The 26,344-nt window shown below is 60.0% G+C and carries 23 protein-coding genes and 1 tRNA gene; 13 read left to right on the plus strand and 11 right to left on the minus strand.

The features are described from left to right. Window positions 1-569: 569 nt before the first annotated feature. Complete coding sequence (locus VOI21_RS20110; RefSeq protein ID WP_323771747.1) at window positions 570-2,120, minus strand: recombinase family protein; 1,551 nt, start codon at window positions 2,118-2,120, stop codon at window positions 570-572. Window positions 2,121-2,325: 205 nt separating this feature from the next. Continuing rightward, window positions 2,326-3,504 (minus strand): hypothetical protein, encoded by a 1,179-nt coding sequence (locus tag VOI21_RS20115; RefSeq protein ID WP_323771748.1) that lies wholly within the window; start codon window positions 3,502-3,504, stop codon window positions 2,326-2,328. Between the two features lie 196 nt (window positions 3,505-3,700). On the opposite strand from VOI21_RS20115, the gene VOI21_RS20120 reads away from it, so the two are divergent. The 7 genes from VOI21_RS20120 (at window position 3,701) to VOI21_RS20150 (ending at window position 9,134) form a co-directional block, all read left to right on the plus strand. Next, a complete protein-coding gene (locus tag VOI21_RS20120) occupies window positions 3,701-4,228 on the plus strand; it encodes a DUF3768 domain-containing protein (protein ID WP_323771749.1) in 528 nt (175 codons plus the stop codon). A gap of 80 nt (window positions 4,229-4,308) precedes the next feature. Further along, window positions 4,309-5,016 (plus strand): DUF932 domain-containing protein, encoded by a 708-nt coding sequence (locus VOI21_RS20125; RefSeq protein ID WP_323771750.1) that lies wholly within the window; start codon window positions 4,309-4,311, stop codon window positions 5,014-5,016. Between the two features lie 367 nt (window positions 5,017-5,383). Next, entirely contained in the window at window positions 5,384-5,734 is a 351-nt protein-coding gene (locus tag VOI21_RS20130; protein ID WP_323771751.1) for a helix-turn-helix transcriptional regulator, read from the plus strand. Then, window positions 5,724-6,215 carry a hypothetical protein gene (locus VOI21_RS20135; RefSeq protein WP_323771752.1) on the plus strand — a complete coding sequence of 164 codons (492 nt, stop codon included), beginning with the start codon at window positions 5,724-5,726 and terminating at the stop codon, window positions 6,213-6,215. The genes VOI21_RS20130 and VOI21_RS20135 overlap by 11 nt, the downstream gene beginning before the upstream one ends. A 186-nt stretch (window positions 6,216-6,401) precedes the next feature. Further along, complete coding sequence (locus tag VOI21_RS20140) at window positions 6,402-7,061, plus strand: hypothetical protein (RefSeq protein ID WP_323771753.1); 660 nt, start codon at window positions 6,402-6,404, stop codon at window positions 7,059-7,061. A gap of 166 nt (window positions 7,062-7,227) precedes the next feature. Continuing rightward, on the plus strand, window positions 7,228-7,587 hold the full coding sequence (locus VOI21_RS20145) for a hypothetical protein (RefSeq protein WP_323771754.1): 360 nt from the start codon (window positions 7,228-7,230) through the stop codon (window positions 7,585-7,587). 35 nt (window positions 7,588-7,622) lie between these two features. After that, window positions 7,623-9,134, plus strand: a complete 1,512-nt coding sequence (locus VOI21_RS20150; RefSeq protein WP_323771755.1) for a helicase HerA domain-containing protein — start codon at window positions 7,623-7,625, stop codon at window positions 9,132-9,134. An 87-nt stretch (window positions 9,135-9,221) separates the two neighbouring features. On the opposite strand, the gene istB is transcribed toward VOI21_RS20150, so the two are convergent. Beyond that, the gene (gene istB, locus VOI21_RS20155) at window positions 9,222-9,986 is read right to left on the minus strand and encodes an IS21-like element helper ATPase IstB (RefSeq protein WP_323771756.1); all 765 of its coding nucleotides are present in this window, start codon (window positions 9,984-9,986) and stop codon (window positions 9,222-9,224) included. A gap of 13 nt (window positions 9,987-9,999) precedes the next feature. Next, window positions 10,000-11,538, minus strand: a complete 1,539-nt coding sequence (gene istA / locus VOI21_RS20160; RefSeq protein ID WP_323771757.1) for an IS21 family transposase — start codon at window positions 11,536-11,538, stop codon at window positions 10,000-10,002. A 206-nt stretch (window positions 11,539-11,744) separates the two neighbouring features. On the opposite strand from istA, the gene VOI21_RS20165 reads away from it, so the two are divergent. The 3 genes from VOI21_RS20165 (at window position 11,745) to VOI21_RS20175 (ending at window position 14,065) form a co-directional block, all read left to right on the plus strand. Continuing rightward, window positions 11,745-12,272 (plus strand): hypothetical protein, encoded by a 528-nt coding sequence (locus VOI21_RS20165; protein ID WP_323771758.1) that lies wholly within the window; start codon window positions 11,745-11,747, stop codon window positions 12,270-12,272. A 20-nt stretch (window positions 12,273-12,292) separates the two neighbouring features. Continuing rightward, window positions 12,293-13,177, plus strand: coding sequence for a replication-relaxation family protein (locus tag VOI21_RS20170; protein ID WP_323771759.1), 885 nt, complete (start codon window positions 12,293-12,295; stop codon window positions 13,175-13,177). 108 nt (window positions 13,178-13,285) lie between these two features. Continuing rightward, on the plus strand, window positions 13,286-14,065 hold the full coding sequence (locus tag VOI21_RS20175; protein WP_323771760.1) for a glycosyltransferase family 2 protein: 780 nt from the start codon (window positions 13,286-13,288) through the stop codon (window positions 14,063-14,065). Here VOI21_RS20175 and VOI21_RS20180 read toward each other — a convergent pair. From VOI21_RS20180 to VOI21_RS20190, 3 genes are all read right to left on the minus strand, one after another. After that, window positions 14,047-17,985, minus strand: coding sequence for a VWD domain-containing protein (locus tag VOI21_RS20180; protein ID WP_323771761.1), 3,939 nt, complete (start codon window positions 17,983-17,985; stop codon window positions 14,047-14,049). The genes VOI21_RS20175 and VOI21_RS20180 overlap by 19 nt on opposite strands. A gap of 201 nt (window positions 17,986-18,186) precedes the next feature. Next, window positions 18,187-18,384 carry a helix-turn-helix transcriptional regulator gene (locus VOI21_RS20185; protein ID WP_323771762.1) on the minus strand — a complete coding sequence of 66 codons (198 nt, stop codon included), beginning with the start codon at window positions 18,382-18,384 and terminating at the stop codon, window positions 18,187-18,189. Window positions 18,385-18,446: 62 nt separating this feature from the next. After that, window positions 18,447-19,592, minus strand: a complete 1,146-nt coding sequence (locus tag VOI21_RS20190) for a tyrosine-type recombinase/integrase (RefSeq protein WP_323771763.1) — start codon at window positions 19,590-19,592, stop codon at window positions 18,447-18,449. Window positions 19,593-19,700: 108 nt separating this feature from the next. Here VOI21_RS20190 and VOI21_RS20195 point away from each other — a divergent pair. Next, window positions 19,701-19,769, plus strand: a tRNA-Ser gene (locus tag VOI21_RS20195). A 132-nt stretch (window positions 19,770-19,901) separates the two neighbouring features. After that, window positions 19,902-20,228 carry a hypothetical protein gene (locus tag VOI21_RS20200; RefSeq protein WP_323771764.1) on the plus strand — a complete coding sequence of 109 codons (327 nt, stop codon included), beginning with the start codon at window positions 19,902-19,904 and terminating at the stop codon, window positions 20,226-20,228. Window positions 20,229-20,823: 595 nt separating this feature from the next. On the opposite strand, the gene VOI21_RS20205 is transcribed toward VOI21_RS20200, so the two are convergent. Further along, a complete protein-coding gene (locus VOI21_RS20205) occupies window positions 20,824-21,828 on the minus strand; it encodes a transporter substrate-binding domain-containing protein (RefSeq protein ID WP_323771765.1) in 1,005 nt (334 codons plus the stop codon). 119 nt (window positions 21,829-21,947) lie between these two features. After that, on the minus strand, window positions 21,948-22,703 hold the full coding sequence (locus VOI21_RS20210) for a sulfite exporter TauE/SafE family protein (RefSeq protein WP_323771766.1): 756 nt from the start codon (window positions 22,701-22,703) through the stop codon (window positions 21,948-21,950). A 62-nt stretch (window positions 22,704-22,765) separates the two neighbouring features. Here VOI21_RS20210 and VOI21_RS20215 point away from each other — a divergent pair, with 62 nt between their 5' ends. Continuing rightward, window positions 22,766-23,707, plus strand: coding sequence for a LysR family transcriptional regulator (locus VOI21_RS20215; protein WP_323771767.1), 942 nt, complete (start codon window positions 22,766-22,768; stop codon window positions 23,705-23,707). Here VOI21_RS20215 and VOI21_RS20220 read toward each other — a convergent pair. After that, window positions 23,673-24,662 carry an NAD(P)-dependent oxidoreductase gene (locus tag VOI21_RS20220; protein ID WP_323771768.1) on the minus strand — a complete coding sequence of 330 codons (990 nt, stop codon included), beginning with the start codon at window positions 24,660-24,662 and terminating at the stop codon, window positions 23,673-23,675. The genes VOI21_RS20215 and VOI21_RS20220 overlap by 35 nt on opposite strands. After that, window positions 24,659-26,341: a thiamine pyrophosphate-binding protein gene (locus VOI21_RS20225; protein ID WP_323771769.1), complete on the minus strand. Its 1,683-nt coding sequence runs from the start codon at window positions 26,339-26,341 to the stop codon at window positions 24,659-24,661. Before VOI21_RS20225 ends, VOI21_RS20220 begins: the two co-directional genes overlap by 4 nt. Window positions 26,342-26,344 lie beyond the last annotated feature (3 nt).

The raw sequence follows: 26,344 nt of genomic DNA on the forward strand, positions 1-26,344 counted from the left end.
GCTCGTCGAAGACGATCGGCATTCGTGCCGACGCATGTTCGACTCGATCCCGGCAACAATGTCGGTCGAGCAGTCGTAGTTGCGGTGCGCGCGCTGAGCAGAATGTGGCGGATGAGCTCGTAGCGCGCCGTCTACAGATTCTCAAACAGAAGCGAAATTATCGTCCGCTTTAAGGTCCACTCAGAAAACGCTTAAACGTCCGTTATGGAGGCGCGAAGAAGACCTTGCGCTGAGTTCGTGCGGCCGTCCGCTTTGGGCCGGGAGTGATTGCGTTGAAGGAGTTGAATGGTTGCATCCCGATTCGAACGGGAGACCTCGCCGGTTTTTCACGGGCGCTCTGCCCCTGAGCTATGCAACACGTCTATCAAACGACCCATAATGAGCGCCCTCCTTCAACGCATGTAGGAGGTAGGAAGTACGGCTACAATTGCAACACCTGCACCCATGCAAGTGTCTGCTTTGGCAGGCTGCAACGCAGAACTATCGTCCGGGCCTGACGGACCCGAGCGAACGGCCGCTAAGGGCCGGTAGTGACAGAGCTGGGGCGCAGGTTAGTCTGCAGAGCCTGCTTACATTGAAGGCTCTGGACGTGTAGCAAAACCGCGTTTGGATAGCGCAAGCAGTCGCTTGAGACCTTCGGGGCCTTGGCCGGAAGCACCTCCTTCCAGCTCCGGAGTTCGATATGTGTCCCGAGAATGGGCACCAGAGAGGACACCCTGGGCATGATGCCCCGGGTGCAGCCATGAATATGGCTCCAGTTCGACGTTTCTGCCGGTGACCTTGCGGTTCGAGAAGGCGTTTTCGACGATTTCGCGCTTTTCGGCCTCCGTGCCGCGGATATGAAGCAGGGCAAGGTTTTTCGCGAGTTCGAGGAACGCCATGCGGTTGGACTCGATTTCGGCAGGATCCGGCAGTCCGGCGAGGTCTTCTTCGATGGCCGCAATCGACAGGGTCAGGTCGCGTTTTTTCCGGGCGAAGGTGTCCGGGTCGATCGTTCCGTCGATGGCAAGGTTGGTCAGACGGTCGAGACGGCCAGTTTCGCTGGCCAGTTGCAGCTTCAAGGCCTCTCGGCGGCGGGCCTGTTCTTCGGCGCAGCTGTCCTCGGCCCAGGCGTGCTCCAAAGCCTTGGCCTGTTCCTCGGTGATCTCGAGGCTGGACAGCGTGGATTGAATCGCGGCTTCCAGGCCGTCCTCGCGGATGGTCTTGGTTGCGCAGGACGAGGTGTGGCAACGATAGTAGACGCGGCCCTTTTGCCGTTCCGGGATCATCGGCCCGGCGCAGACCCCGCAGCGGAACAGCCCGCGATAGAGGTGGTCGTGGCGGCTGCTAACCTTGCCATAACGCCCCGACTTGATGTCCTGCACCCGCGTGAAGAGCCCGGCCGGGATGATCGGCTCGTGCTGCCCCTCGTAGGTCTTGCCGGTGCGCCGGATGTGGATCAGCCCGGTGTAGAACGGGTTGTTGAGGATGGTCTCGACGCCGGTGAGGCTGAGCGGGCGGCCGCCGTGGTTGCGCAACCCGCGCCGGTTCATATCCTCGCGCAAGGAGCGCAGCGAGTGCTGTCCCGAGGCATAGAGGTCGAACATCTCGCGGATCAGCGGGGCCTTGAGCGGGTCCGGGACCTTGGGCTGCCCCTTGCCGCGGTCGAGATAGCCGACCGGCGCGCGGAACGGGTAGATGCCCTGCTTCAACCGGCCATTCAGGCCCTTGATCGTCTCTTCGCGCAGGTTGCGGATGTAATCGGCGGCGATGACCGCCTGGATGTCGGCGGTCAGTCGGCCGCCGCGGGAGTTGAAGTCGAGGCTCTCGGTGGCGATGAAGACATCGATGCCGATGTCTGGCAGCTCGCTGAACATGGCCCAGTCGCGCAGGTTGCGGGCCGAGCGGTCGATCTTGTGGATGATGACGCCTTGCGCCCGGCCGCGCCGTAGTTGGGTCAGCATCTGGTTGAAGACCGGGCGGCCGCCCTTGGCCGCGGTCTGCTTTTCTTCGAACCATTTGCTGACCGTCAGAGACTGGCGCTCCGCAAAGGCAAGGATGGCGTCTTTCTGCGCGTCGAGCGAGACCCCTTCGCCCTGCTTCAAGGTGCTGACGCGGATGTAGCCAAAACATGATTTCATAGATTTTCGGGATTATCCCCGGACTCTACCATATTCCCGGGATCTGGCGAATCCGCCTCCGGCCATGGCCAGCTGCCCTCGGCCAGCATGCGCAGGTAGATGCGTTTGCAGAGCGCCAGGTGGCGTTCGAGATGCGGGTCCAGTTGGGGGTGAGGCTTGGTCATTCCTCAAGCTTATCGGACCTGCGATATCTGCGTAGACGGGGCTATTCCCGTGCCCCGCGATCCACCCGCGGCAAGGTTGTCATGCTGAAGGCCCGGCAAGGCGCGCCGTCGATCATCATGCGCAGGAAGGCGCGATGGTTTGGTTGATTGACCAGATCGCGGGGATCCACGCCGCCGAGTTGCGCGGAGAGGATCGGGGCGTCGCAAGCGCCGATGCGAAAGGCGATCAGCGTCCCGACGTTGCCCATGACCGAGTTGAAGACCGGAGGTGGGCCTTGCGCCGTGTGCTGCTGGGCCAGGATGACCCCAAGGCGGTACTTGCGGGTCTCGGACAAGAGGTCCGCGACGCTGTCGCTGGTGAAGCTGTGGAACTCGTCGACGTAGAGGAAGAAGGGGCGTCGGTCCTGCTCGGCCAGCGCCTCTCGGGTGAAGGCGGCGTGGATCAGGCTGGAGACGAGAAGGCCACCGAGGACATCGGCGATGTCAGCGCCGAGGCGGCCCTTGGCGAGGTTGACAATGAGTACGCGGCCCTCGTCCATCACCTGCCGCAGACGCAGCGGCTCGTCCGGGTCGCAGATCGCCCGCCGGACCACCGGGTGCGAGAGGAAGGCGCCCAGCTTGTTGGCGATCGGCGCGATGCCGTCGGCCGCGGTCTTGTAGTTCATCGCCGGGTATTCCTTCTGCCAGAATTGCAGGAGCTGCGGATCGGTGACGCGGGTCAGCGCCTCGGCGCGGAAGTCACGTTCGAGGAAGAGGCGCAGGATGTCCGAGAGATCCGCCCTCGGTTGATCCAGCAGCACCAGCAGGCCCTGCCGCAGCAGGTGCTCCATGCGCACGCCCCAGGCGTCGGCCCATTGCTTACGAAAGGTGTCGATCAGGCCTGAGGCCACCAGCGGGCGCAGGGCTGGCGATGTCCGGGTCAGCGGGTTGTAGCCGAATCGGCTCTCGGGATCGGCCACGTTCCAGTAAAGGGCGCGGTCGCCGAGGTCGCGTGCAAGGCTTTGCGCCAGGTCTCCATGCGGATCGATCAGGCAGAAGCCTGTGCTCTGAGCCGTGTCCTGCAGGGCCATGTTGGCCAGCAGGGTCGACTTGCCGGTGCCGGTCTGGCCGACGATGTAGCAATGCAGCAGCCGGTCGGAGGGGCGCAGGCCAAAGGCAAATTCGCCGGTGTGGCGATAAGCCAGACCGAGGGTCAAGTTCGGGCGGCGCGTCGGGATCATGCCGACATTCTCCCGCACCCTCGTTCGCGAGGCCAGGCCGGGTGAGACGGCGCAAGAACCGGTCGCAAATATTGCGAATGACCGGGTCTTTTGACCTGCGGGTCAGAGGGGCAAACTGGAGGGTGACCGCGGCTGTCTTCTGCCGAGGGGTGCGTCCGAATTGGTTCGGGCGGCCACCCTGCGGAAGGAGACAGCAATGGGAAAGGATTTTGACATCTCGGCGCAGGTCGGCGCCTATCCGGCCTGCGGCACCTGCGGCGGGCAATGTGTCCGCTGCGATGCCTGGGCGGCCTGGGACCTCCAGGCCCGTCAGTGGCAGGTCGCGGAGAGTTTCGACAGCGCCTATTGCCTCGACTGCGAGGCGAGCTGCACGCTTGTCTGGCAGATCGACGACGCGTTCCGGCAACAACGCATCCGGCGGCTCAATGACCTCGTCCGGCATGGCGATCTCAACCATGCCACGGTGGTTGTCACCGAGGGCGTGAGGGCCTGGGGTGAGACCTTCCTCGAGAAGGTCGCCCAGGCCGTCATCGCCTTCGACATCTTCACGGAAGACAACGACCCGCATGGCGAGCACGACTTCGGCGCCCTGGAAGTGGCCGACCAGAAGATCTTCTGGAAGATCGACTATTTCGACCTGGCGTTGACCCACCATTCCCCCGATCCGGCCAATCGCGATGTCACCCATCGCGTGCTGACCATCATGTTGGCCAGCGAATACTGACGCGCGACGCCGTCGCCCCAAACGGGCTGAGCCGTTCGCCTTGTCAGCCCCAACATCCCCCAAACCAAAGGAGAGGACCCATGTCACTCATGCTCCATGCCGGGGCGGAGCGCATCGATTATGACGCTCTGCACCTGATGCCCACGCCCGAGGCCACCGAGACCCATGTCCCGATTGCGCATAGCGCCGTCGTCGACATGGTCCGCTATGCCCTCGGCTACTACGGCCACGACATCACCCAGGAGGATTTCGGGGTGACCCCGGACGGGATGCGCTTCTTCGGCGTCCTGTCGCTGCAAAGCCCCTACGGCGGCTACACCGATACGGTGGGCCTGAGGAACAGCCACGACAAGACCTTCCCGATCGGGATCAGCTTCGGCAGCCGCGTCTTCGTCTGTGACAACCTCGCCTTCTCGGGCGACACGGTCATCCGGCGGAAACACACGGTGCATGCCAGGCGTGACCTTCCGGGCATCGTGGCGGGCGTCGTGGAACCCTTGCAGGCCCAGCGGGCATCGCAACACGCGCAGTTCAGCCGCTACCAGGCGACGGAATTGAGCCCCGAGGCGGCCGATCACCTGATCCTGCAGCTCTATCGCAAGCGGGTCATCACGGTGACCAAGATCCCCGAGATCCTCGGCCACTTCGAGAACCCGCCCTTCGACTGGGGCGGACGCACGGCCTGGCGGCTGTTCAATTCCGTGACCTACGTGCTGGAAGGACGGGTGGTCGAGAATCCCAGGGCCACCACCGACTTGCACGACATCATCGATGCCGTGGCGACGTGATCGCGCCGCGCACCGGCACATCCACCCCGGACGATAGTTCCTTGACGATGACTGGCTCGCCCCTTCCGGGCGGGCCTTTTCTTGTCCCGGTCACAGGGCCGCAGACGGGCCGTGCCGGGTCTGGCACGGCGGCGCGAAATTCGCGAAAATACCCTTACCAGGATTTGAAAACGGGTTTTGCCGGATACGGGGCGTGAGGCCGCGAGAGGGGCGAAACGGGCTTTGCCCTTTCGCTCTCCGCCTCTCTCACGGGTCTTTCTCCCGGCCCTCGGCAAAACCCGTTTTCAGGAAATGCGATTGACGGGCGGTACCCGGATCCGGGCGGGTGCGCTATCCTGGAGGCATTACTCAACTAAGCCAAACCAACATGTTTGAAGAGTTCATTTGCGACCTGAAGGTCGCCCGAAAGCGCGCCGGCCTGACCCAGTCCGATTGCGGTCACCTGGTCGGCGTCAGCCACGACGCAATCAGCCAGATCGAGCGCGGCCAGCGGATGCCGACGATCCGCGAGTTGTGCGCGCTGTCGCTGATCTACGGCCGCTCGTTCGAAAGCCTCTATGTCGAGGTCCTGCGCGAGGTCCGCGAGGATCTGCGGGACAAGCTGGCAAGCATGCCGACCGAGCCGAAGGACTGGCCCGCCGCGGCCCGCAGACAGCAGACCGTCGAGCGTCTGGCCCGTCGATTACTCGAGGAAACCGACCCGGACCATGTCGGCTAGGAACCAGCGGGCGCTGGCGGTCGCCGCCCGCACCGGACGACTGGGATGTGTCGTGGTCGACGACGGCGACCTGGTGATCTGGGACACCTCCGAGAAAGGCGCCGGTTCCTCCTCTGAAGCCGCCGCCAAGTTGAGGGCCTGGATCGCGGAATACCACCCGGACGTACTGGTCACGGAAAACCCGGACGCGCCGGGACGCAAGCACGGGCAGCAGGTCCGAATCCTCAAGACCTTCGCCGCCGTAGGACAGGACCTGCCGATCCTCAATCTCGTGGTGCGCAGGCACCGCCGGTTCCAGAACGCCTACGAAGAGGCCGTGGATCTCGCCGAACAGTTCCCGGACCTCGCGCTGATGGTGCCGAAAAAGCCACCGATCTGGGGCAATGAACCCTATAACCTCGTCCTCTTCGAGGCCTTGGTCCTGATGCGAGAGGCCGGCTTGTTGAGGCCCTTCGGCGGTTTGGAGGACCGAGCTGTGTGACCTCTCCGCTTCGCGTACAATCCGCGCGGCCAACATGAACGTACGACGCCGGGCCATGAGGATGTGTGCCAAGTCCCGGAAAACGCCTCGAAAGAGGCTGCTTCAGATCGTCAAAAAAGTCCTTTCATTTGACAAGCCGCACCTCACGGTTGCAGCTTGTTCTTGTTTGAGAAGGAGGATCTCACCATGAGATCATATGAAGCGGCCCGTGGCCTATTGGGCTTTCTCGGATTCTTGGCTTGGTGCGCGATTGTCGGTGGGGTTGTGGTTGCCATCGGTGCCGGATCAGCAGTCAGTCAGACGCGTAGCTTTGGCGTGAGCGGTGGTGCGATGGCAGGCATGGTGGCTGCCATGCCGGGCCTTATACTCGCGTTTCTTGGCTTCTTAGCCTTGGCGCAGGTGCAGACGGGACGCGCCGGGGTCGATACGGCGGAATATACTCAGCAAATGCTCAAAATTGCGCGTGATCAATTGGAGGTGTCAAAGCAATCGCTGAAGCAGTCTGGGGTCCCCAGAAAAAGCTTCGAAGCACAGCGGCAAGAAGTTCCTGAACCAGTCGTGTCTGCCGCGGACGGGAGTTACCAACAAGCAATTTCGCCAAGCACGACCGAGCCTCCGTCACCAGTCCAACTCGAGCACTTGGTCGGGACATCGATAGAACACGGACCCGAGCAGATCGAGGTGACGGAAGACGGCTATGTCTACGGTGAAGAGCCTTTTCCAACCCTCGAAGCAGCCAAAGCCAAAGTTGATGAAGTTCTGGCAGATAAGATACTTCGTTCTTCCGCACATGGTTCCCTTGGCCTCAACCCCGCCTTGGCGTCGAGAAATCTCCGACGCCGCTGACCCCCATACTGGACCCCCAACCCGTATGGGGGTCCAGTATGGGGAAACATGGAGGAATGCTGCTGCTCATACCTGAACCAAAACACCGCCACCTCGACCGTGACTTCACCTGCTTTCGCAGCTGAACCCACCGCACCCACCCTCAGTACCTGATCCGGATGAGCCGATGCGCGTCTCGATTTCACACAACACGATCCGGAAGGGGTTCCTCTTCAAAACCACCTACTACGAGGTGACGCTCTCGGTTGCCCTGACGCATGAGGAAAAGCAGATTATCCGGCAACGGAACCTGCAAAAGACCAAACTGGTCGACCGCCGTCCGGCCACCGCGCGCAACGATGATCGAGATGAAAAGTTCGAGCTGCGCGTCGAGCACTTGATGGATGGGCGGGTCGATCGCTTCCTCTGCGCCACGCCGTCGAAGGCGAAAATTTACGAGGAGAATTTGATCTTGATGCTGCAGCAAATGAAGCATTGGCTTTCCGACAATGCCGAGACCGGCAGCAGCACGGTGATTGAACTCTAATGCGGCGCGGGGAATTCGACATCGCGGACAGCCTATTGTTCCTGTCGATTGCCCTGGCGATGGTCCTGCTCCTGACCATCGTACTGACCCCGATCGTTCTGGTTGTGGTGCCGACATACATCGGCATCCGCCTCTACCGGCAAAGCCCAGCCCGCCTCGAACGGCTGGCCCGCGAAGAAACAGAAACCCTCTACCGGCATGCGCTCGCCGGGCAGGCACAACTGACCGATGAGGAAATCGAATACGCCCTCATGCGCCACTGGCCGCCGGACGTGCCTGATCCGCTGCGTGTGCAGTTACTGCAGATCGGGCGGGCAATCCTCGACGACGAGGGTTTGACGCCGGAAGTCCCGCCGCTCCCCGCTCTCTGCAATACGGTTGAGGGCGCGCGGTATCGCGATCAATTGGCCCGGTTTGGACAAGCCCGCAATGATAGGGTCATGGTGTTGTCCGCGCTCGATGCAATCTCAGAAAGCCTGGCCATTATTGCCCGATCTGCGCCGCCGATTGAGGGAGACGTGCTGGTCGAAGTCACGCAGTTTGTGCATCCGCTCGGGCAAGCGGTCGAAGCCATCATCGCACCTTTCTTCGCCGACAATGACTATCAGCATTTCAAGCGGCTCAGAACGCAGCTGGATACCAATCTGCAGAGCACACATCGCAGTCAACCGATCTTCCCGCGCGACTATAAAGGTGACGATGTTGTTGAGGTCTTCCTCAAGGGCACACGGCTCAAGGAGCTTTTTCGGCTGCGGACGCCCTTTGAAATTCCTGAAAACCGGCGGTTTGAGCATACGCACATCGTCGCGGGGTCTGGTCACGGCAAATCCCAGACGCTGCAGTATTTCATTGGGCGCGATCTCGAAGAGGTGGCACGCGCCGACAAGACGGTCATCGTGATCGACAGTCAGGGTGATCTGATCGGCAACCTCCTGCGCGCCCGGACGCTGCCGCCGGAACGGATCGTACTGATCGATCCCGAGGACATCGGCTACCCGGTCAGCCTGAACCTGTTTTCCGTCGGCCAGGAACGGCTGGCGGACTACGGCGACCTGGAACGTGAACGGCTGACCAATTCGATCATCGAGCTCTACGATTTTGTGCTGGGCTCGCTCTTGTCTGCCGGGATGACCGCCAAGCAAAACGTGGTCTTCCGCTACGTGACGCGGCTGATGTTTCATATCCCGGATGCAACCATCCATACGCTTCGCGAGTTGATGGAACCCGGCGGCACCGAAAAATACCGTGACCAGATCGCCAAGCTTGAAGGCACGCCACGCCGGTTCTTCGAGACCGAATTCGACAGCAGGGAATTCACCAATACGAAGACGCAGGTGCTGCGCCGTCTCTATGGCGTATTGGAGAACCAGACCTTTGAACGGATGTTTTCCCATCCGCAGTCGAAGTTCGACATGTTCACCGAGATGAACGCGGGCAAACTGATCTTGATCAACACCAGCAAGTCACTGCTAAAAGAACAGGGCACCGAGATCTTCGGACGCTTCTTTATCGCGCTTATCGCGTATTTCGCGGAACATGGGCGGTGATTTCACGCGATCTCGGGCACGCGTTTCACGCCATCTCGGGCAGCCATTTCACGGATGTGGGCAGGCTGGTCGACAAGGTTCATTGAGTCAGGCCCGACCTGTTGGGTCAAGCGGTTTCGTGGCGCTCATCTTTCTTCGCATGCTGTCTCCGGTCAGGGTGAGGCGGTGGGCGTTGTGAACGAGGCGGTCGAGGATGGCGTCGGCGAGGGTCGGATCGCCGATGGCCTCGTGCCATTGGTCGACTGGCAACTGGCTTGTGACGATGGTCGAGCCGCGGCCCTGCCGGTCCTCCAGAATTTCCAGGAGGTCACGGCGTTCGGTGGCAGTGAGCACCGACAGGCCCCAATCGTCCAGGATCAGGAGCTCGGTACGTTCGATGGATTTCAGGACGCGGGCGTGGCGGCCGTCGCCCCGGGCGATGGCCAGCGCCTGGAAGAGCCGAGGCACGCGGTGATACATGACCCGGCGATCGTCACGGCAGGCCTTGTGACCGAGCGCGCAGGCAATCCAACTCTTGCCCAGGCCTGTTGGCCCAGTGACCAGCAAATTCTCGTGCCGGTCGATCCAGCCACCGTCGATGAGATGGGCCATGACCGATTTGTCGATGCCGCGCGGGCTGCGCATGTCGATGTCTTCGACGCATGCGGCCTGCCGGAGCGCGGCGAACCTCAGCCGTGTTGCCAGCTTCTTGGTGTCGCGCTCGGTCGCCTCTCGATCCACCAGCAGGCCCAGCCGCTCTTCGAAGCTGAGGTTTTCGAACGTGGCGCCAGCCCGGCGCTGTTCGTCCAGCGCCTTGGCCATGCCGGTGAAGCCAAGGGCCTCGAGCCGGTCGGATGTGGGATGTGTCAGCAATGTTGTCTCCTTCTCAGTGGTAGTAATTTCGACCCCGGATATTGGGGTGTTGCAGGGGAAGCTCTTCGGTTTCGGGCTTCAGAAAGGCCCGATCGAGGCCGGTCTTCAGGATCGAGCGAATGGAGGACACCGACCGCGCCTTGATCGTCACGCCCCGGCGGCAAGCCGCGTCGAGGCGGTCCGGCTCAAAGCTCTTGGCCAGCGACAGCACGCCCAGGCAGGTGCGGAACCCCTGTTCCGGGTGGGGGCGGTCCTCCATGACGATCTGGCAGAACGCGGCGACCGATGGCCCCAGCTTTTCGGCGCTGGCGAGGATGCGGGCCGGGGTCCATTCGGCATAGCGCCGGTGCGCGGACGGCATGTGATCGGGCACCGTCACATGGCTGCGCCGCCCGGGATTGCGGGCGTGGCTGGCCACGCGCTTGCCGCGATGGAAGATTTCCACAGCCGTCTGAGAGATCCGAAGATCGACCAATTGGCGGATCAGGCCAAAGGGGACCGAGTACCAGCAGCCATCCGCCTCTATATGATAGTCTGGCGCAACACGGGCCCGTTTCCAGCGGGCGAAGACATAAGGCTCGGCAGGTAGCGGCAGCAGGTTCGGGCGGTCCAGCGTGGCAAAAAGATCGGCGCGGCTGGCCCCGTAATCGCGCATGATCCGCGTGTTCAGATCGTCGAGCAAGGGCCGGATCGCCGCGTTCAGCTCGGCCAGGGAGAAGAACCGCCGGTTCCGCAGCCGCGCCAGAATCCAGCGCTGCGCCACCTGCACTGCGACCTCCACTTTCGCCTTATCGCGCGGCTTGCGCACGCGCGCCGGAAGGATCGCTGTACCATAGTGCTCGGCCAGTTCGGCATAGGTGCGGTTCAGACCCGGATCATGGCGATCGGGCTTGATCACCGCGGACTTCAGATTGTCAGGAACCACGGCTTTTGGCACACCGCCGAGATAGCGGAACATGCGCGTATGCGCGCCGATCCAGTCTTCCAGCCCCTCGGAGGCGACGGCTTCGGCGTAGGTGTAGCTCGACGCGCCCATCGCGGCGACAAACAGCTTCGCCGCATGCACCTCACCGGTATCGGGATCGACGACGTCGATCGTGTCGCCGGAAAAATCCACGAAGACTTTCTCGCCGCCGACATGCGTCTGCCGCATGCTTGGCCGCACGCGCCCCTTCCAGGCATCGAAATGCGTGCAGTACCAAGTATAGCCGAAACCGTCAGGGTGCTGCGCACGGTATTCCTGCCACAGCAGCATTCGGGTGACCCCGCGCCTGCGCAACTCCTTGTCGATCACCGACCAGTCGGGAACGGGACGGTTCGGGTCCGGCACGGTCGGGGACGCCGGAAACAGCAACAACTCGAGATTGTCGTCGTCCAGGTCATCCGGCAGCGGCCAGCTCAGCCCCGCTTCCCGGGCACGTCTCAAATACGCCCCGACGCTCCCTTTCCCAAGCCCCAGCGAGGTGGCAATCGCCCGCTCGCTCAGCCCTTGGGCAAACTTCAATCGCAATACGTCCCGTATACGGCGCATGGTCAGACGTCCTGTCGGCATTCGGCCCCTCCTGTTGATCCGGAGGGGGAGTATCCTCAGTTCGTCGACCAGTTCTGCCCATGATCCCGCGAAATCACTGCCCGAGATGGCGTGAAATCGGTGCCCGGCTTCCCGTGAAATGGGTGCCCACGATCAGATGAAATCAGTGCCCACGATCACGCGAAACGCGCACGCTTATCGCCCAGGCTGCCCAGGAACGCGCCACAGTGCCCGATTTTGACCGCCTTCCGGCCCTTGTCTACATCGATGAGGCGCAGGACTATTTCGACCAGAACATCGGCGTGATCCTCAGCCAAGCCCGGAAATACAAGGTCGGCATGGTCATGGCGCACCAGTACCTCGGACAGCTTTCCAATGGCTTGCAGGAAGCGTTTGAAGCCAACACCTCAATCAAGCTGGCGGGCGGTGTTTCGGCACGCGATGCCCGTGCCCTCTCGGGGCAAATGTCCTGCGACCCCGATACCATCCAGCGTCAACCAAAGGGCACTTTCGCAACCTTTGTACGTGGATTGACGGAAAGGGCCGTGCCGATCAGCTTTCCGTTTTTTGTTTTGGAGAAACTACCGCGCGCCACAAAAGACGAGATCGATGCGATCCGGCAACACAACCGCGAATGCTACGCCGAACCACTCCAGCGCAAGACGGAACATAGCGCCTCAGATGAGCCGGAACTTTCTGAACCAGAAGAAAAATTCGACGACGACGATCCAACCAAACCTTCGCCGGAATTGTGAGACCAGCTATCCTGCAGCTCATGAAACAGACAGACAAACTGGGTCGCGCCACTTTCTACCACATCGCCCCGGTCGCACGCGTCCGTTTGACCGAGCGCGAGATTCGATGGCTGAAACACATCGAGCGCCATGGGCCGCAGTCCTCGCAATATCTCTTTGAGCTGACCTGTGACACGCATCGTTGCAAAGACACGGCGCTGCGCGCCATGCAGAAACTGCGGGCGTCTAGCTATCTCAGATTGCCGTCGCAACAACGGGCCACCGAACGGGCCGAGTGCAAACCGTACATCTACGATCTCGGCCCCAAAGGCCTCGACTACCTCGAAGAACTCGGCATCAAGGAAACAACGCTGCGTCCGACAGGACACTGGTGGCATGGGTATATGACGTCGTGCGTCACCAGTGCCATCGATATCGCAGCGAAGCGGCAAGGAGTCGGGTATATTCCCGGACATGTGATCCTCGAAAAGAAAAATGCGCCCTTGGCGATCCCGACGTCCTCAGGAAAATTGATCCCCGACCAACTGTTTGCACTCGACTATGGTGGGCGCTTTCGAGCATTTGCACTGGAAGTGGATCGGGGGACTGAGCCGCAGACCTCGGCAGCGGCCCGGAAATCCTATGCCCGATCGATTTCTCAATATGCGGAGGTTATTGAACAGGGTTTGTATCACGAGCATTATGGGCTGAAGGCGAACCTGCTGGTGTTGTTGGTTTTCACCAGCAACAAGCGGCACATTGAGTTCCTCAATCTAATACGCCCGTACTCAGAACGAGTTCGACAGTCGGTTCTTACACAGTCGGCCAATCAATCTGGTATTATGTCGCACTTCGATTCGGAATGCTATTTGAGACCATGGCAACGCACCGGGTTTAGTAGTATGACCATCCATCAAGAAAATTGATGCAGGTTGGAATGCGACCTGGTTTTCATTAGGCGGCATATGGCAATAATCTCTCTCACGTCCATTCCACCACGGTTCAAGGCGCTGCAACCAGTTGTGGATAGCTTGTTGTCGCAGGTAGCGCCTATCGAGGAGATAAGGCTATATCTGCCGCGTCGATATCGACGTTTCCCGGAGTTTGACGGACAGTTGCCAGAGGTACCAAAATCAGTTCGCATTGTAATCGTTGAAGATGATTTCGGACCTGCCTCAAAAGTGCTGCACGCAGCCTCCGAACTATCGGGCGATGACACGCCAATATTATTCTGTGATGATGATCGGATATACCCACAGAACTGGAGTCAGGGATTGCTTGAAGCCCACTACCAGCGCCCCAATGAGTGCATCGCTATTGCCGGTCGACACCTACATGACGTACTGCCTACACCGGAACCACATAACACCTGCGATCGAGCAAAAATAGGCAAGGAGTATTTCGATCCAGTATATCGGTATCGAAGGGTACGACAGCAATGGCAAGAAAAGCGCCTTGTGACTAAAGGCCCGAAACCGGCCCGGCGCTTAGTTGCTCGAGCGGGTTACGTCGACCTACTCCAAGGCTATGGCGGTGTGCTAGTACTGCCAACTTTCATCGATGCCCTATTCTACAAGATCCCCAACGATCTCTGGATGGTCGATGATATCTGGCTGTCCGGGCATTTGGCGCGACGGAACATTCCTATCTGGCTCCCCAAAAGGCGAGAGATCTGCCAGCGGTCGGAAAACGACCATGTTGCCGCACTTCGCAACAGCACGTTCTCGGGTATTGATCGAGATGGCTCAAACCTGAGAGCCATCTCGTATTTCCAACAGAACTATGGCGTCTGGGATCATGCAATATCGACATAAAGGATAACGTCTTGGAAGTCGTCGTCGCTCTTGCCGTTACGCATAAGGTCCTCGAACCCAATACGTAGCGCACCTTCTCCGTCGTCAGACACACCAGACAGTACATGCTCCATGCCGTCAGGGTTCAATGTTGCATCATGCGAGAAAAAAACATTTACGCCGGTCAGCACGGCCCCTTGGCTAGCTAAGTCGAAACCACCCGTTCCGTCGCTTACGAACTCGAAGTCGTCTGCGAAGAATTCTGAACCCGCGATCTTGTTTGCGCCATCCTGAACAAGGAAGAAACCGATGTCGTTGTTGGGGTCGCCTACGTTGATATCAATTGGACCGGACGTGGTCTTCGCATTCACCGCCAGAATTGTAACGTTGAGCAGATTGCCCGAGGGGTCGATCTCATAATATCCGATGGTGTTGTCAAAACCGGCGGATGCATTGGCCTCGAAGGTGACTGTCATGTCGGTGACATTATGGCCGTTGAGGAACTCGGCGTTGATGATGCCGTTGATATCGCTCCCGTTCACCGCCTGCTTGTTCTGCAAGGACGCCAGGAAATTCTCGAATGTGACCTGCGTTCCAGTTTCGAGGCGCGCGGCCATGAAGTCCCCGCCTGAAAAGTCGCCTTCGAGCGTAAACGATCCGTCGGATGACCCGTCGCCATCGTCGTCGATATCCAGAATGGCAGATCCGTGCGTCACGCCGATGCCATCGCGCGTCAACTGCAGTCCCTCAAAGAACATCCGGTCATTCATACCGAAGTCCTTGACTGTGTCGCCGAAGAAGAATCCCAACGGTCCGGTCAAAAGATCATTGCCCTGGCCTAGGCCAATGACGTCAGCCCCACGACCGGACGAGATGATATCGTGGCCAGCATACCCTTCGATCGTATTGTCACCGGCATCTCCAAGAATGGTGTCGTTGCCCGGGCCGCCGAGGAAGCTATCCGGCAAATCGTTCACAGTGACATTCAGTGTCTTGTCAAAACTCAAGCCACCGGAATCCATCGCCCTGACTTCGATGGTATGCTCGCTGGCAGCCTCGAAATCCGACTGCGCGCCGAGCGCCACAATGATGTTGCTGCCGTCCAGGGCAAACAAGCCACCCGCGTCATCCAAGAATGTGAACGTATGTGTATCGTCGGCATTCGGGTCGGTCGCCAGCAATGCGCCGACCACGGTATTTCCGGTGGAGTTTTCATCCACGTCCCCCGGCGAAAGGGCGATATCTGTCGGAGCTGCATTGTCGTTGTCGGTGATCGAAAGATTGACGCTGGAAACCAGCACCTCGTAGTTGGCGGCTTGGTCCGGTTCGACGGCAATGCTGACGGAGAAGGTCTCGGTCCCCTCGAAGACGGCGTCATCGGCGATTTCGACTGTGAAGGTCTGGCTTTCGACGCCATCCGGGATGAGCACGGACCCCGCAACGATCTGGCCGACAAAGTCGTCAGCATCGGTCGGTGACGCTCCGGTGCCGGATACCGTGTAGTCGATCGTCACATCGCCGACGGTCGCCGCCCTCGACACCGTGAACTCGACGACGCGCGCAGCCGGATCATCTTCATCCACGGTCAAAGTCGCGGCCTGCAAAATGATCGCGGGGTTGCTGACCGGATCAACGGCGACGGTATCGACCAAGGGATCGAAGATTTGTTCTGCGAGTTGACCCGTCTCGATGAATTCCTCATCGCCGGTGAGGGCATAGTCGAGAATGGCAGCCTCGCGCAGGATGGGGTTGGTGATCCCCATGGCATCCACTGCAGCCTCCGCTTCCGCGCGGAGTTCTTGCGGCAGGCTGTCAATCGTGATGATGCGGTCCGGCGCCTTGAAAGGTTCGGGGTCACCGGGCAAGTAGCGGTTTCCGGGCTGAACCCGCCAACTGTCTGCAAAATCGCCGTAGAGCGTCTCGACAGGCACGGGAGTCGTCAGAACTGTACCGTCGGCCAGTTGCAGATCATCCGTGGGGTCTCCGTTGCCGTTCCCGAGCAGTCCTTCTAGCGAACCAGGATCACGCGCCAATGAAGGCTGCGGCGCGACGGACAGGAAGGTCGTGAAAGCCGCGACAAGGGTGATGTCTCCATTGCCGTGGTCGATCTGAATCCTGTCACCGTCGCGAGAGATTGTCCCGGCACCGACGCTGACCGAGGCGCCATCGGCGACCTCTGTGACCACGCCATTGACCGTGATCTTGCCGCCGGCGCCGTCGACTTCGACGGTGACAGTGTGGCCGTCGACGAGCGTGCCAATCGCTTCGGTTACCGACACAGCCGAAGAGATTTGGACAAAACGAGCCTGCACGATGTATGGATCGCCGGTCTTGGCGTGGACCAGCACGAACTCTCCCGCAGCTTGGAAGTCATAGCCGACATTGTCATAGGTGAGCAGGTGGGGATCGCCCCACAATCCCCCCCCAATGCGATCAACGCCATCCCCGATGGAGAGGTATTCGATCGTCACCTCTTTGGTCAGCGGGCCTCCGTTGATCGAAAAAAATACAGCGTCTTCGACAGCGGGATTGTCCTGAATGGTATATGTGACCGAACTCAGTTCATCGTCATCAAACGTGGCTCTGCCTACGGGGATGACACCTTGATCTGGGTACAGAGAAAAGCCTGCGTTGAGTGTGAAGGTTCCATCATTAAATATACCGTCGGAGGGCCGAACAATCGTTCCATCCGCAAACAAGGTAACTGAAAAGCTCAAATCTCCACTGCGCATCCAATCTTGCGCGATGATGTTGCCTTCGCCTCGAACAAGATCTGATGGAATTTCCAGAACTGTTAACCCGTCCAGCTCAATATCCTGACCGTCACCAAATCGTACCAATTCAATTTCAAAAAGCTGGTCAACTCCATCACTTTTGTCGGAATGAACGTGCGATATAGAAAATGAACCATCGTCATTTGCCGAAATCCGATAATCCGCCATGTCCCCTTTCAGTAAGACGGTATCGTAGCCGTCTCCACCATGCAGAGAGTCGTTTCCTGTCCCGCCAACGAGTGTGTCTGAGCCCTCTTTTCCAAAAATCTCATCATCCCCTCCCAGGCCATACAAGCGATCTGCGCTAGAGCTGCCATGAATGATCTCATGAAAGAATGTGCCGGAAAATTCCGTTTCATTTTCACTGGAAATCAGAACGTTTACGCCAAAATTGTCAGCGTCAGCATTGGCTATCGTCAATGCGTCGGCGAGTTCCCAATATACTGAGCTTATTGGTGCAATAATACCTGGCGCAAGCTCCCCGCGAACGCTTGTATTTGCGCCTGAAACAAGGCCGATCAATAAGTCTTGGCGAAGATCGTAACCGGAAAGGATCTGGTGAGAAATCCAAACGCCAGATCCGCTAAAGCCTCCAATCGATCCAAAGTCATCATTCGCGTCCCATCCCATCATTGAATAATTAAGATCAATTCCCGCGAGGCCAAAAAACTCTTTCTCGTAGTCAAATTGGTATTCGCCGTAGCTCCCCGGGCTGAGTGTGCCTGATGTGGAGTAAAGCTGCTCGCCGCCATAGTTATAGCCGGGATAGCCGAGCGCGTAGATATCACCGTGCGCCATGCTTGGATCCTGCCATACCAACATTGGGGTTGGGTGATTGAAGCCAATCCCAGAAATTAGAGCTATGTCTACTCCGGTTCCGAAAGGAGAAAAGTCACCAATGTTGAATGTATTCTCACCGCGCATTGCCAAAAATGATCCAATGCCAAACTCCAAATTTGTACCAGCGGCTGATGATATCTCCAGGCCTGCCGCAGGCAGATTGGGGTCAAATAGTACATGGCCCGCGGTAAGGGCGAATCCGCCGCCAATGCTTACCCCTGATGCCCAATTGTAAAACTGACCACCTGAAAAAATATCAATCTCTAAGGCTGCAGCGATGTTAGAAGCATTGGATGTGTAAATGGGGGCAACAGAGTAGCGGGACATTCTGGACCTCTAAGACTCTTAGTTTTCGTTCAATTGTTGCTTTAAATTTATGTGCGGGGAGTGACGCGAACACGATTCGTCTGAATTTTGGCGTACTGTTAGAGGCCAAATGTTACTTGGCATCTCGGAGTTTCCGATATTTCGTCGATTTGGATTCAAATAGGTGACCGAGTTTGCAACCCCGGTCACCCGGCTCCCTGGTCAGGAGCGTTCGTCTTGGACGTCGCGGCGGGCAAGCCGTTCTTCCTGCCAATCCAGCACTTCCGCTTCCACCCAGCCAACCCGGTTCACGCCCAGCTGTACCCGTTTCGGGAATTGGCCTGCTTTCTCCAGGCGAGCTATGTGTTGCGGCGAGTATAGGACCAACTCCTTGACCTGACGCTTTGACAGTATCCTCATCACGATCTCTCCATGAATGAAGAGCATCGCGATGCCCAGGTTTCGACAGTCCCTAGGTCACCTCAGCCTATGAGCGAATCACCGTTGGGTCCATATTTTTCGACTATTTCGTGGATATGGGCCTCGTATGCGGCATAGGCCTGTCGCATTTCGTCGAGATAGGCGTGGCGATTGTACACGGCTGCGACCCCGCTGATCGTGCCCGAGACATGGTTGAGCATCTTCTCTGTCACATGGAGGGGCGTGCCCAGCCGGGCCATCGAGCTGCTGAACGTCCGGCGCAGATCGTGAAGTGTGTAGGGGGCGATGTTCAACGCGCGGTCAAAGGCGACCTTGGATTTGGAAAACCCGTTGTAAGGCTTGGTCTCGTCCAGGCGGGAGGGAAACAGCAGGTCGGTGGTTTCGGGCAGGCTTTCGATGATCTTCATAGACCAATTCCCGAGGGGAATGGTGTGCGAGCGCTGGTTCTTCACGAACTCGGCGGGATAGCAGATCAATTTCGCGTCGATCCAGCTTCTGCGAAGGCCGACGATCTCACCGCGGCGCTGCCCGGTCAGAATGAGGAGTTGGACGATCCGACCGAATGGCCATCCATAAGCTTCGGCGCGGTGCCAGACAGCCGCGAGTTCCAGGTCGCTCAAGACCCGTTCCCTTGGCTTTGATCTGAAGGTGAACGCCGGGACCGGTGATACGTGTAGAAACCCGCGTTTGACGCACCAGTTCATCATGGTGCGGATGGCGACGAAGGCGTGTTTTTGCTCCGACGGCGTGGCTTTCAGCGCTTCAATTGGGGATGCAACTTGATCGCGGGTCAGTTCGCACAAGGCGCAATCAAAATGAAAATGCCGGTACAGGAGGCGACGGTATTCGTCGATTGTCCGGGTCTTCGTCCTGGTCTCGGTGTCTGCCAGAAACTTCTCGCGCGCGGCCTCGAAGGGAATGGCGGGCAAGTCTTGAGAAGGCGAAACCACATCAAGCGCGAAGTCTGCCTGTGTGCGCTTTGCCAGGATGCGGGCATCTGACAGCGAAAGCTCTGGATAGCGCCCGAGACTGCGGCGGCGGCGATCCTTGCCATAAACGACAACAAAGGTCTTGCTGCCGCCTTGCGAAACACGCACGCCGAAGCCGGGCAATCCAGGGTCATAGTACGTCTTTTGCCCCATCTCCGGGGCCTTCAGACGTCTAATCTGTAGGTCCGTTAGGCTCATCTTAGGCTCTCAAATCACGTGCGCAATGGCGGCTATCGATGGTCGGCAATGTTCAACTCTCGAGCTGTATCAAGCTGTTTTTCAACTATATTATTTCAGACATGTGGCGCCATGAGAAGGTGGTAGAACAGATTTGTAATCAGTAGGTCCGCGGTTCGAGTCCGTGTGGGGGCACCATAAAATTCAATAACTTACGAGTTCTGGGCTTTGTGCCCTTCACATGGCTTTCACCGGAATTGTAGGATTGCTGTGTGATGCCCGCGGGCACAGCAGATCTGCTTGGATCGGCTTTGAGTGTGGGAAGACCTCATGGAGGCGCTGAACCAGAGTGGGGTGGTGCCGGACGCCCTGCAGATGATCCCCCTCATGGTTTGCATGCAAGCCACTGCCGGGCAGTGGACAGCACCGTTATCCGCGCGCACCATCAGGCAGCGGGCGCATATCAACAGGAGCCGTGCGCTGCTCAGCGTCCCGATGCCGGAACCGTTCACCGTGCCGGAACCCGAGGCAGAGATCATCCCGTTCACCCTGCGCGAACCATGCCCATCCTGCGGCAGCCCGATGCGCATCGTCGAGATATTCCGCTTAGGCCAGAAACCGACGTCGCGCGCACCACCACGGGAGCAGGCCGCATGACGAACCGCCCGTCACTGTCACAAAAACCACTCTGGATCGGTTACCCGTCCCCGATGGCTCCGGGCTTGCCCCGAGTCGCAAGTGGCCCGCGAGCCGCCGACCAAATGCGCCGAACGAGGCCGAATATCATCACCAGCGCAGATCAGGACGCCCTTGAAGGCCGTCGATTTCCTTCGAGCCGTCAGTCACGTTCCACCGTCGCTGGAAACCTCAGTTCACTTTCCCCATAGACAGCGCCTGGCCACCGCTGCTTCCACATTGGGAGGATTTCCAACGCGGGCCGACGAGGCGCCACGCGGCACCGTTGCACCAAGGCCCGCATCGAAAATCCTTCACCGAAGCGGAAGCATCTCGACCGGCGCGAGACCGCGAAAGAAGACCTTGGCCGCGCGTACCGCGAACTGGTCGGTTGCGGACGAAACCGACTTTTTTATCTGAACGAACAGTTCCCGCTGTCAGCTGAGGGGGTAAAAACTGCCGACCAACTGCGCCAATCTGGGGACCGCGACGCCTTGTGGTCCTGTCTGACCGCGGACGATGGATGCGTCGCCTCGTTACCTCGATACCGGTGTGATTGATGTCAGCACGGTTTCGCTCAGGTGTTTGCAGCCACAAACCCGCTTTCGATGGCACGTTCGACAAATGCGTCAAGCGCGGCGGTTCGGTCGGCGTCATGGTAAGGCAAAAGCATCGCCTGTCTCACGGCGGTGATCTGGCCGGGAATAATCCGCACGCCGGATCCAGCGGGAAAATTGCGCTGCAAACTTTGCAGGACGCCTGCGACCAGATCTCCGACGCCGTCTCGAAATAGTTCAAAGGACGCGCCGGGATCCGGCGCACGCACCAATTCAGCGTGCTTCAGTGCGCTTGTCAGGTAAAGGTCATAGGCAGACCCCGCGCCGACAACAATCTTGGTTCCGGGCATGTCTGCGTCTTCGATTGCGGTGACGGGACTGTCATTGCGCACAGCGTAGGTGGCGACAATCTCTTTGTAGGGACGGGTGAAGGACACGGCTTTGGCGCGCGCAGGGTCGATCGCCAAAAAGCCCACGTCCCAGAGCCCCTTGCCCGCATCGTTGAACGTTTTGCCAGCGCCCTCATAGAGAACAAATTCGACGGGTTTGCCGATCTCCTCCGCCAGCCGGCGGGCAAGCTGGGGCGTGATCCCCTTCAGCGTCCCGTTTTCTTGTTGCACCAGCGCCCTGTTGCCCAGATTAATAGCTGCCCGAAGAGATGAACCGGGCGCGATCGCCTCTAAAGCCTGACTCATGATGATCCTTTTTGTGTGCGATTGTTTGACGGCTGGTTTTGGCAGTTTCATCAGCGAAAACCGCTGCTGGCAAGCTGAACTCTGCATGGGGCGGGCCAGCGCAAATTGACAAGATTGCATCGGGGGGCCGACTATTGCTTTGCGGGGCAGGGGCCGACTGTGCCTTGGCGGTTCGCGTTGTGTTTCGGGGCGCCCTCGGGTGGCACGATCCTGCCTTATGGTTTTGGTATTCTGGCCCCTCACGGGCCGCTGTACTTTGCGGGGTTTAGAGGTCTGGTGAAACACGCTGTGACCGGCACCGCGTGGGTTGGTGGTCTTTTGGCGCGGCATCTTGGGCCCGTGCTACGTTTTCTGCTGACGCTGTATCCCGCGGTGGCGCGCGGGTTTTGACGGGTGACGGCGTTGAGGGGGGGCAGCGCCGCTAAATATGACGCGCCGCTTGCGGCGGATTACCACAAAAGGTCGCGCAGACCACCATAGATCAACCGCACCGATAACAGGATCAGGATGGTATCCAGCGCCAGCCGAAAGCGGCGGTCATCTATCCGGTTGAGCATCAGCTTGCCGGCCAGCGTTCCGATAAAGCCCGCACAGATCATCGCTATGATAAATGCCCACCACTGCGCAAAGGCGAAACCCAAAAGGCCAAATGCGATGGTTTTCACGCCGTGCTGAACGGTCATCAGTGCGGCGTGCGTGGCGACATGCGAATGGCGCGGAAGCTTGTGGGACTTGGTGTAGGTGGCGACAAACAGCCCGGTTGCGCCAAAGAACATGGTCAGGAAACTCGATATCGCGCCCACCAGTAGCGGCCAATCCCGCAGGCCCTTGGGCGGCTTGGAAAGAACGCTCCAGATGACGAAGCCGCCGACACCGATCTGCACCCATGCGGGCGGCAGGCTGACCACAATGGCACCGCCTGCTGCCGCACCGACAACAGAGCCAATCGCAAAGGCCGGAAGGGCAGGCCAGTAGACATGCGCAAATGTCAGCAAGGCACGCCCGAGGTTCGAACCGATCTGAATAACGCCGTGGGTCGGGATCAGCGCGGCGGGTGGCACAAGTGTAGCCATGACCGCCAGAAGGATGCCGCCACCGCCGATGCCGAATGCGACGGTGATAAAGGAGGCTGCAAAGCTGGTGAAAATGAGGACGGCAAAGACAATCTCTGTCATCCCGTCGGGCAGCAAAAGGGGCGGAATCATCCGGGGCTTGCTCCTGACCGGCGGGGCTGTAGCCTTGGCGCGACCGCGTAGGAGGGGTTAACATGCGCGTGGACTATCTGGGGCTTGAGGCGTTTGTGGCAATTGCCGACTACGGCTCTTTCCAAAGGGCGGCCGAGGCGCTGAACCTGAGTCAGGCGGCGCTGTCTCACAGGCTGCGCAAGATCGAAGAGGATCTGGGGTCTGCGCTGTTGATCCGGTCCAGCCGCGAAGTGTCGCTGACCGACACCGGGCAGGGGTTGCTGCCTGAGGCGCGGGCGCTGTTGAAGGCGTTGCACGACACCTACGAGTCGGTGCGTGCGGGGGCGCAGCGACAGGCGCGAAAGCTCGCCTTTGCCTGTCTGCCCTCGATTGCCAATGCTGTCCTGCCGTCGGTCCTGGGGGTGATGAGCGCCAAGCGGCCCGATATCGCTTACGAAGTGTTCGATATCCCGGTGGACCGCATTTCCGGTGCGGTCCGTAGCGGCGTGGCGGAATTCGGCGTGACCATCGTGTCGGCGGAACTGTCGGATCTGCGTTTGCGACCACTGGTCGAAGAGGATTACCACCTCTTCGTGCCGCAGGGGCACGCTCTTGCCGCTCGGGATCATGTCACGCTGGACGATATCGTGGGGGTAAAGCTGGCCCGCATCCGGTCGCAGTCCAAGAACCGCCAGTTGCTGGATGCCGCATTCGGAGACATGCGCGACCGCATCCAGTGGCAGTTCGAGGTTCAGAATGCCACGATGGCGATGCGCCTCGTACGTGCTGGCGTGGCACTGACAATCCTGCCTGAAAGCGCCATTGCAATGGCACCGGTGATGCTCGTTGCGCTCCCGTTCCGAGGGGTGCGGTTGCAGCGGACGCTGGGGATCGTGTCCCGACGCGGCGTGCCGCTGTCTAACAACGCAAGCGCTCTGCTCGAATTGCTCGAGTGCGAAATGCTGGACAAGTTCCGCACCCATATTGCAACTAGCTCTGACCGGTCGTCCAGACCTCGGGATTGATCATCTCCACGGGTTTTGCGCTGCTGTATGCGTTCACCAGCGCGTAGATATCGCCAAATTGCCTGTCGAGTTCCTCGGCGGTGACAAAGCCGACATGCGGTGTCGGGATGACGCGCGGATGGGACAACAGCGGGTCCGCAGGATCGCTGACGGGTTCGCCCGCGAAAACGTCAAGGGCGGCTCGCCCGATCCGGTCGGAATTGAGCGCATCGAGGATTGCGCCCGCCTCGATCAGCCCGGCGCGTGAGGTGTTCACCAGCACCGAACCCGGCGTCATCCCCATCAGGTCGGCCCGGGTGATCTCGTCCCGCGTGTCGGATGTCAGGCGTTTGTGGATCGACACGACGTCAGAGGTCGCAAAGAATTCTGCGCGGCTGTTGGGCACGGTTTCTCCGTCTGCGACGGCGCGGGCGCGGCTGTCGTCAGAAGCCCAGAACTGTACCTGCATGCCAAAGGCGCGCGCGAAACCGGCCACGACCCGCGCGATCGCGCCGTACCCGTAAAGGCCAAGTGTCTTGCCCGCCACATTGCGCCCCAGCGGGGCGTCCCCTTGCCACGCTCCGGCCCGTGCCGATGTGATCTGTTCGGGCAGATAACGCAGGGCGGTAATGATCAGACCAAAGGTCAGTTCGGCGGTCGATGTGGACGGCCCGTCTTTGGTCATTCTGGAGCAGAACAGAACGCCCGCGCGGGTTAGGGCACCGACATCGACATGGGTGTGCTGGCCGCGCATGGCAATGAGCTGTACACCGTCGAGCGCTTCGGCAACCTCAGGTGTGATGGCGCTGCGATCTCGGAACAGGACAACCGCCTCGGCCCCCTTGAGACGCGCGGCAAGCGTGGCTGCATCGGGCGCACGGTCGGTCCAGACGGTGACGTCGTGGCCGTCAAGCGCCTCGAAGGAGGGCAGGCCGCGCAGGCAGTCATACCAATCGTCAAGAATATGCACTTTCATAGCAGTTCTCCAAGGGCAACAGGATGATCGGTGCCGCAATGGCCGCCCGGATGTGCGCGCCGTATCACGGGTGAGGCGACGCGGTCAGAGACATGGAAGTCCCACACCGCCGCCCCGCCAGTTCTGGCAAATTCCGAAACCAGTGCAGGCAGGATGGCAAGATCCGTGACACGCGCGCCGCCGATGCCAAAGCCGCGCGCAATGGCGGCAAGATCGGTCCGCCCGAAGACGGCACCCGCGTCTGACAGGCCGTCATCGCGCAATTTGTGGATTTCCGACCCATACGCGCCGTCGTTGAGCACGCAGATCGCGATATTGAGCCCATGCCGACGGATGGTTTCGAGTTCCTGTATGTGCATCAAGAGAGAGCCGTCACCGTCGAACATCACCACCGTGTCGCCGGGGCGCGCTGCTGCAACGCCCATGGCATAAGAGATGCCGTTTCCGATGGCCCCAAACTCGCGGATCGTCAAGAAGGTCTCAAAGGGGCGGTCCATATGGGCGAAGAAGAATGAACAGTGACCCGATGAATTGACCATTTGCCAGTCTTGCGGCAGGGCCCGGTCAAGCGCGCGGACCACATCGCGAGGATCGAGAACGTCCGGTTCCGGCGGAAAAGTTGCTGTGTCCGAGGGGGCCTCGGCGATGGCGCGAGCCAGTCTGTCAGTGCGCCATCCACGTGCGGGCGCGATGGCAGCGGTCAGGGCCTCGACACTGAGGCGCGCGTCGCCGCGCAGGTGGTGCGTGGCCGCGACCCTGCCTTGGCTCAGGGCCTGTGGGTCGGTGTCGATCTGGACAATCTCGGCCCCGGCAAAAAGCTTGCCCTTGTCGAGGTTGTGTTGGGTCAGGCGGCAGCCGACGGCGATCACCAGATCGGCCTCGGCGAACAGCGCGCGGCCTAGCGTCGAGGAAAACCCGCCTGCGATGCCGACATTGAAAGGGTCGCCATAGAACAGCCCCCGGGCGGGCAGTGTTGTGGTCAACAGCGCGCCAGTTTTTTCGGCCAACGCGCGACAGGAGGGTGTCGCCCCCGAGGCTGCAGCCCCCAGTCCGGCCATCACCACGATGCGACTGGCAGCGTCGACGCGGGCGGCCAGCGCTGCAATGGCGTCAGGATGGGGTGGTGCCGGGGCAAGTGACAGTGTGATGTCTGCCGAAGGCGAGGGCAGGGCCGGGGGCATGTCCAAGAGCTGCGCCTGAAGATCGAAGGGAACGCCGACGACCACCGGGATGCGGTCCTGTTTTGCTTCGGCAAAAGCGTTGCGGATCGCCTCGGCCATGCGCGGGACATGGTGCAGGCGGTGATAGCGCGCGCCACAGGCGGTGACAAAGGGGGCTTGCTCGATCTGTTGGTTGTACCACGCCGCGCTAAGGGGCGCTTCGCCCGCAAAGATCACCAGCGGCAAGCCTGCGCGCACGGCCGCGGGCAGGGCGGTCAGCACCTGCGTCAACCCCGGCCCGCAGGTCACGGTTGCCACGCCGACGCCTGCGGATTTGCGGGCGTAGGCGGTCGCCGCCGCCACGGCGCAATGCTCGTGGCGCACATAGATCATGCGCGCGCCGCGTTCTGACAACGCTGTGGCGAAATGCATGTTGGCGTCGCCCAGCAGGGCAAAGCAGGTGTCGACACCCTCAGCCGCGAAAGTGTCGGCAAGCGTTTCAAAGACGTGATGGGCCATGGA

Origin of the sequence: Antarctobacter sp. (genome assembly GCF_034670325.1) — a bacterium.
Classification (GTDB): domain Bacteria; phylum Pseudomonadota; class Alphaproteobacteria; order Rhodobacterales; family Rhodobacteraceae; genus Antarctobacter.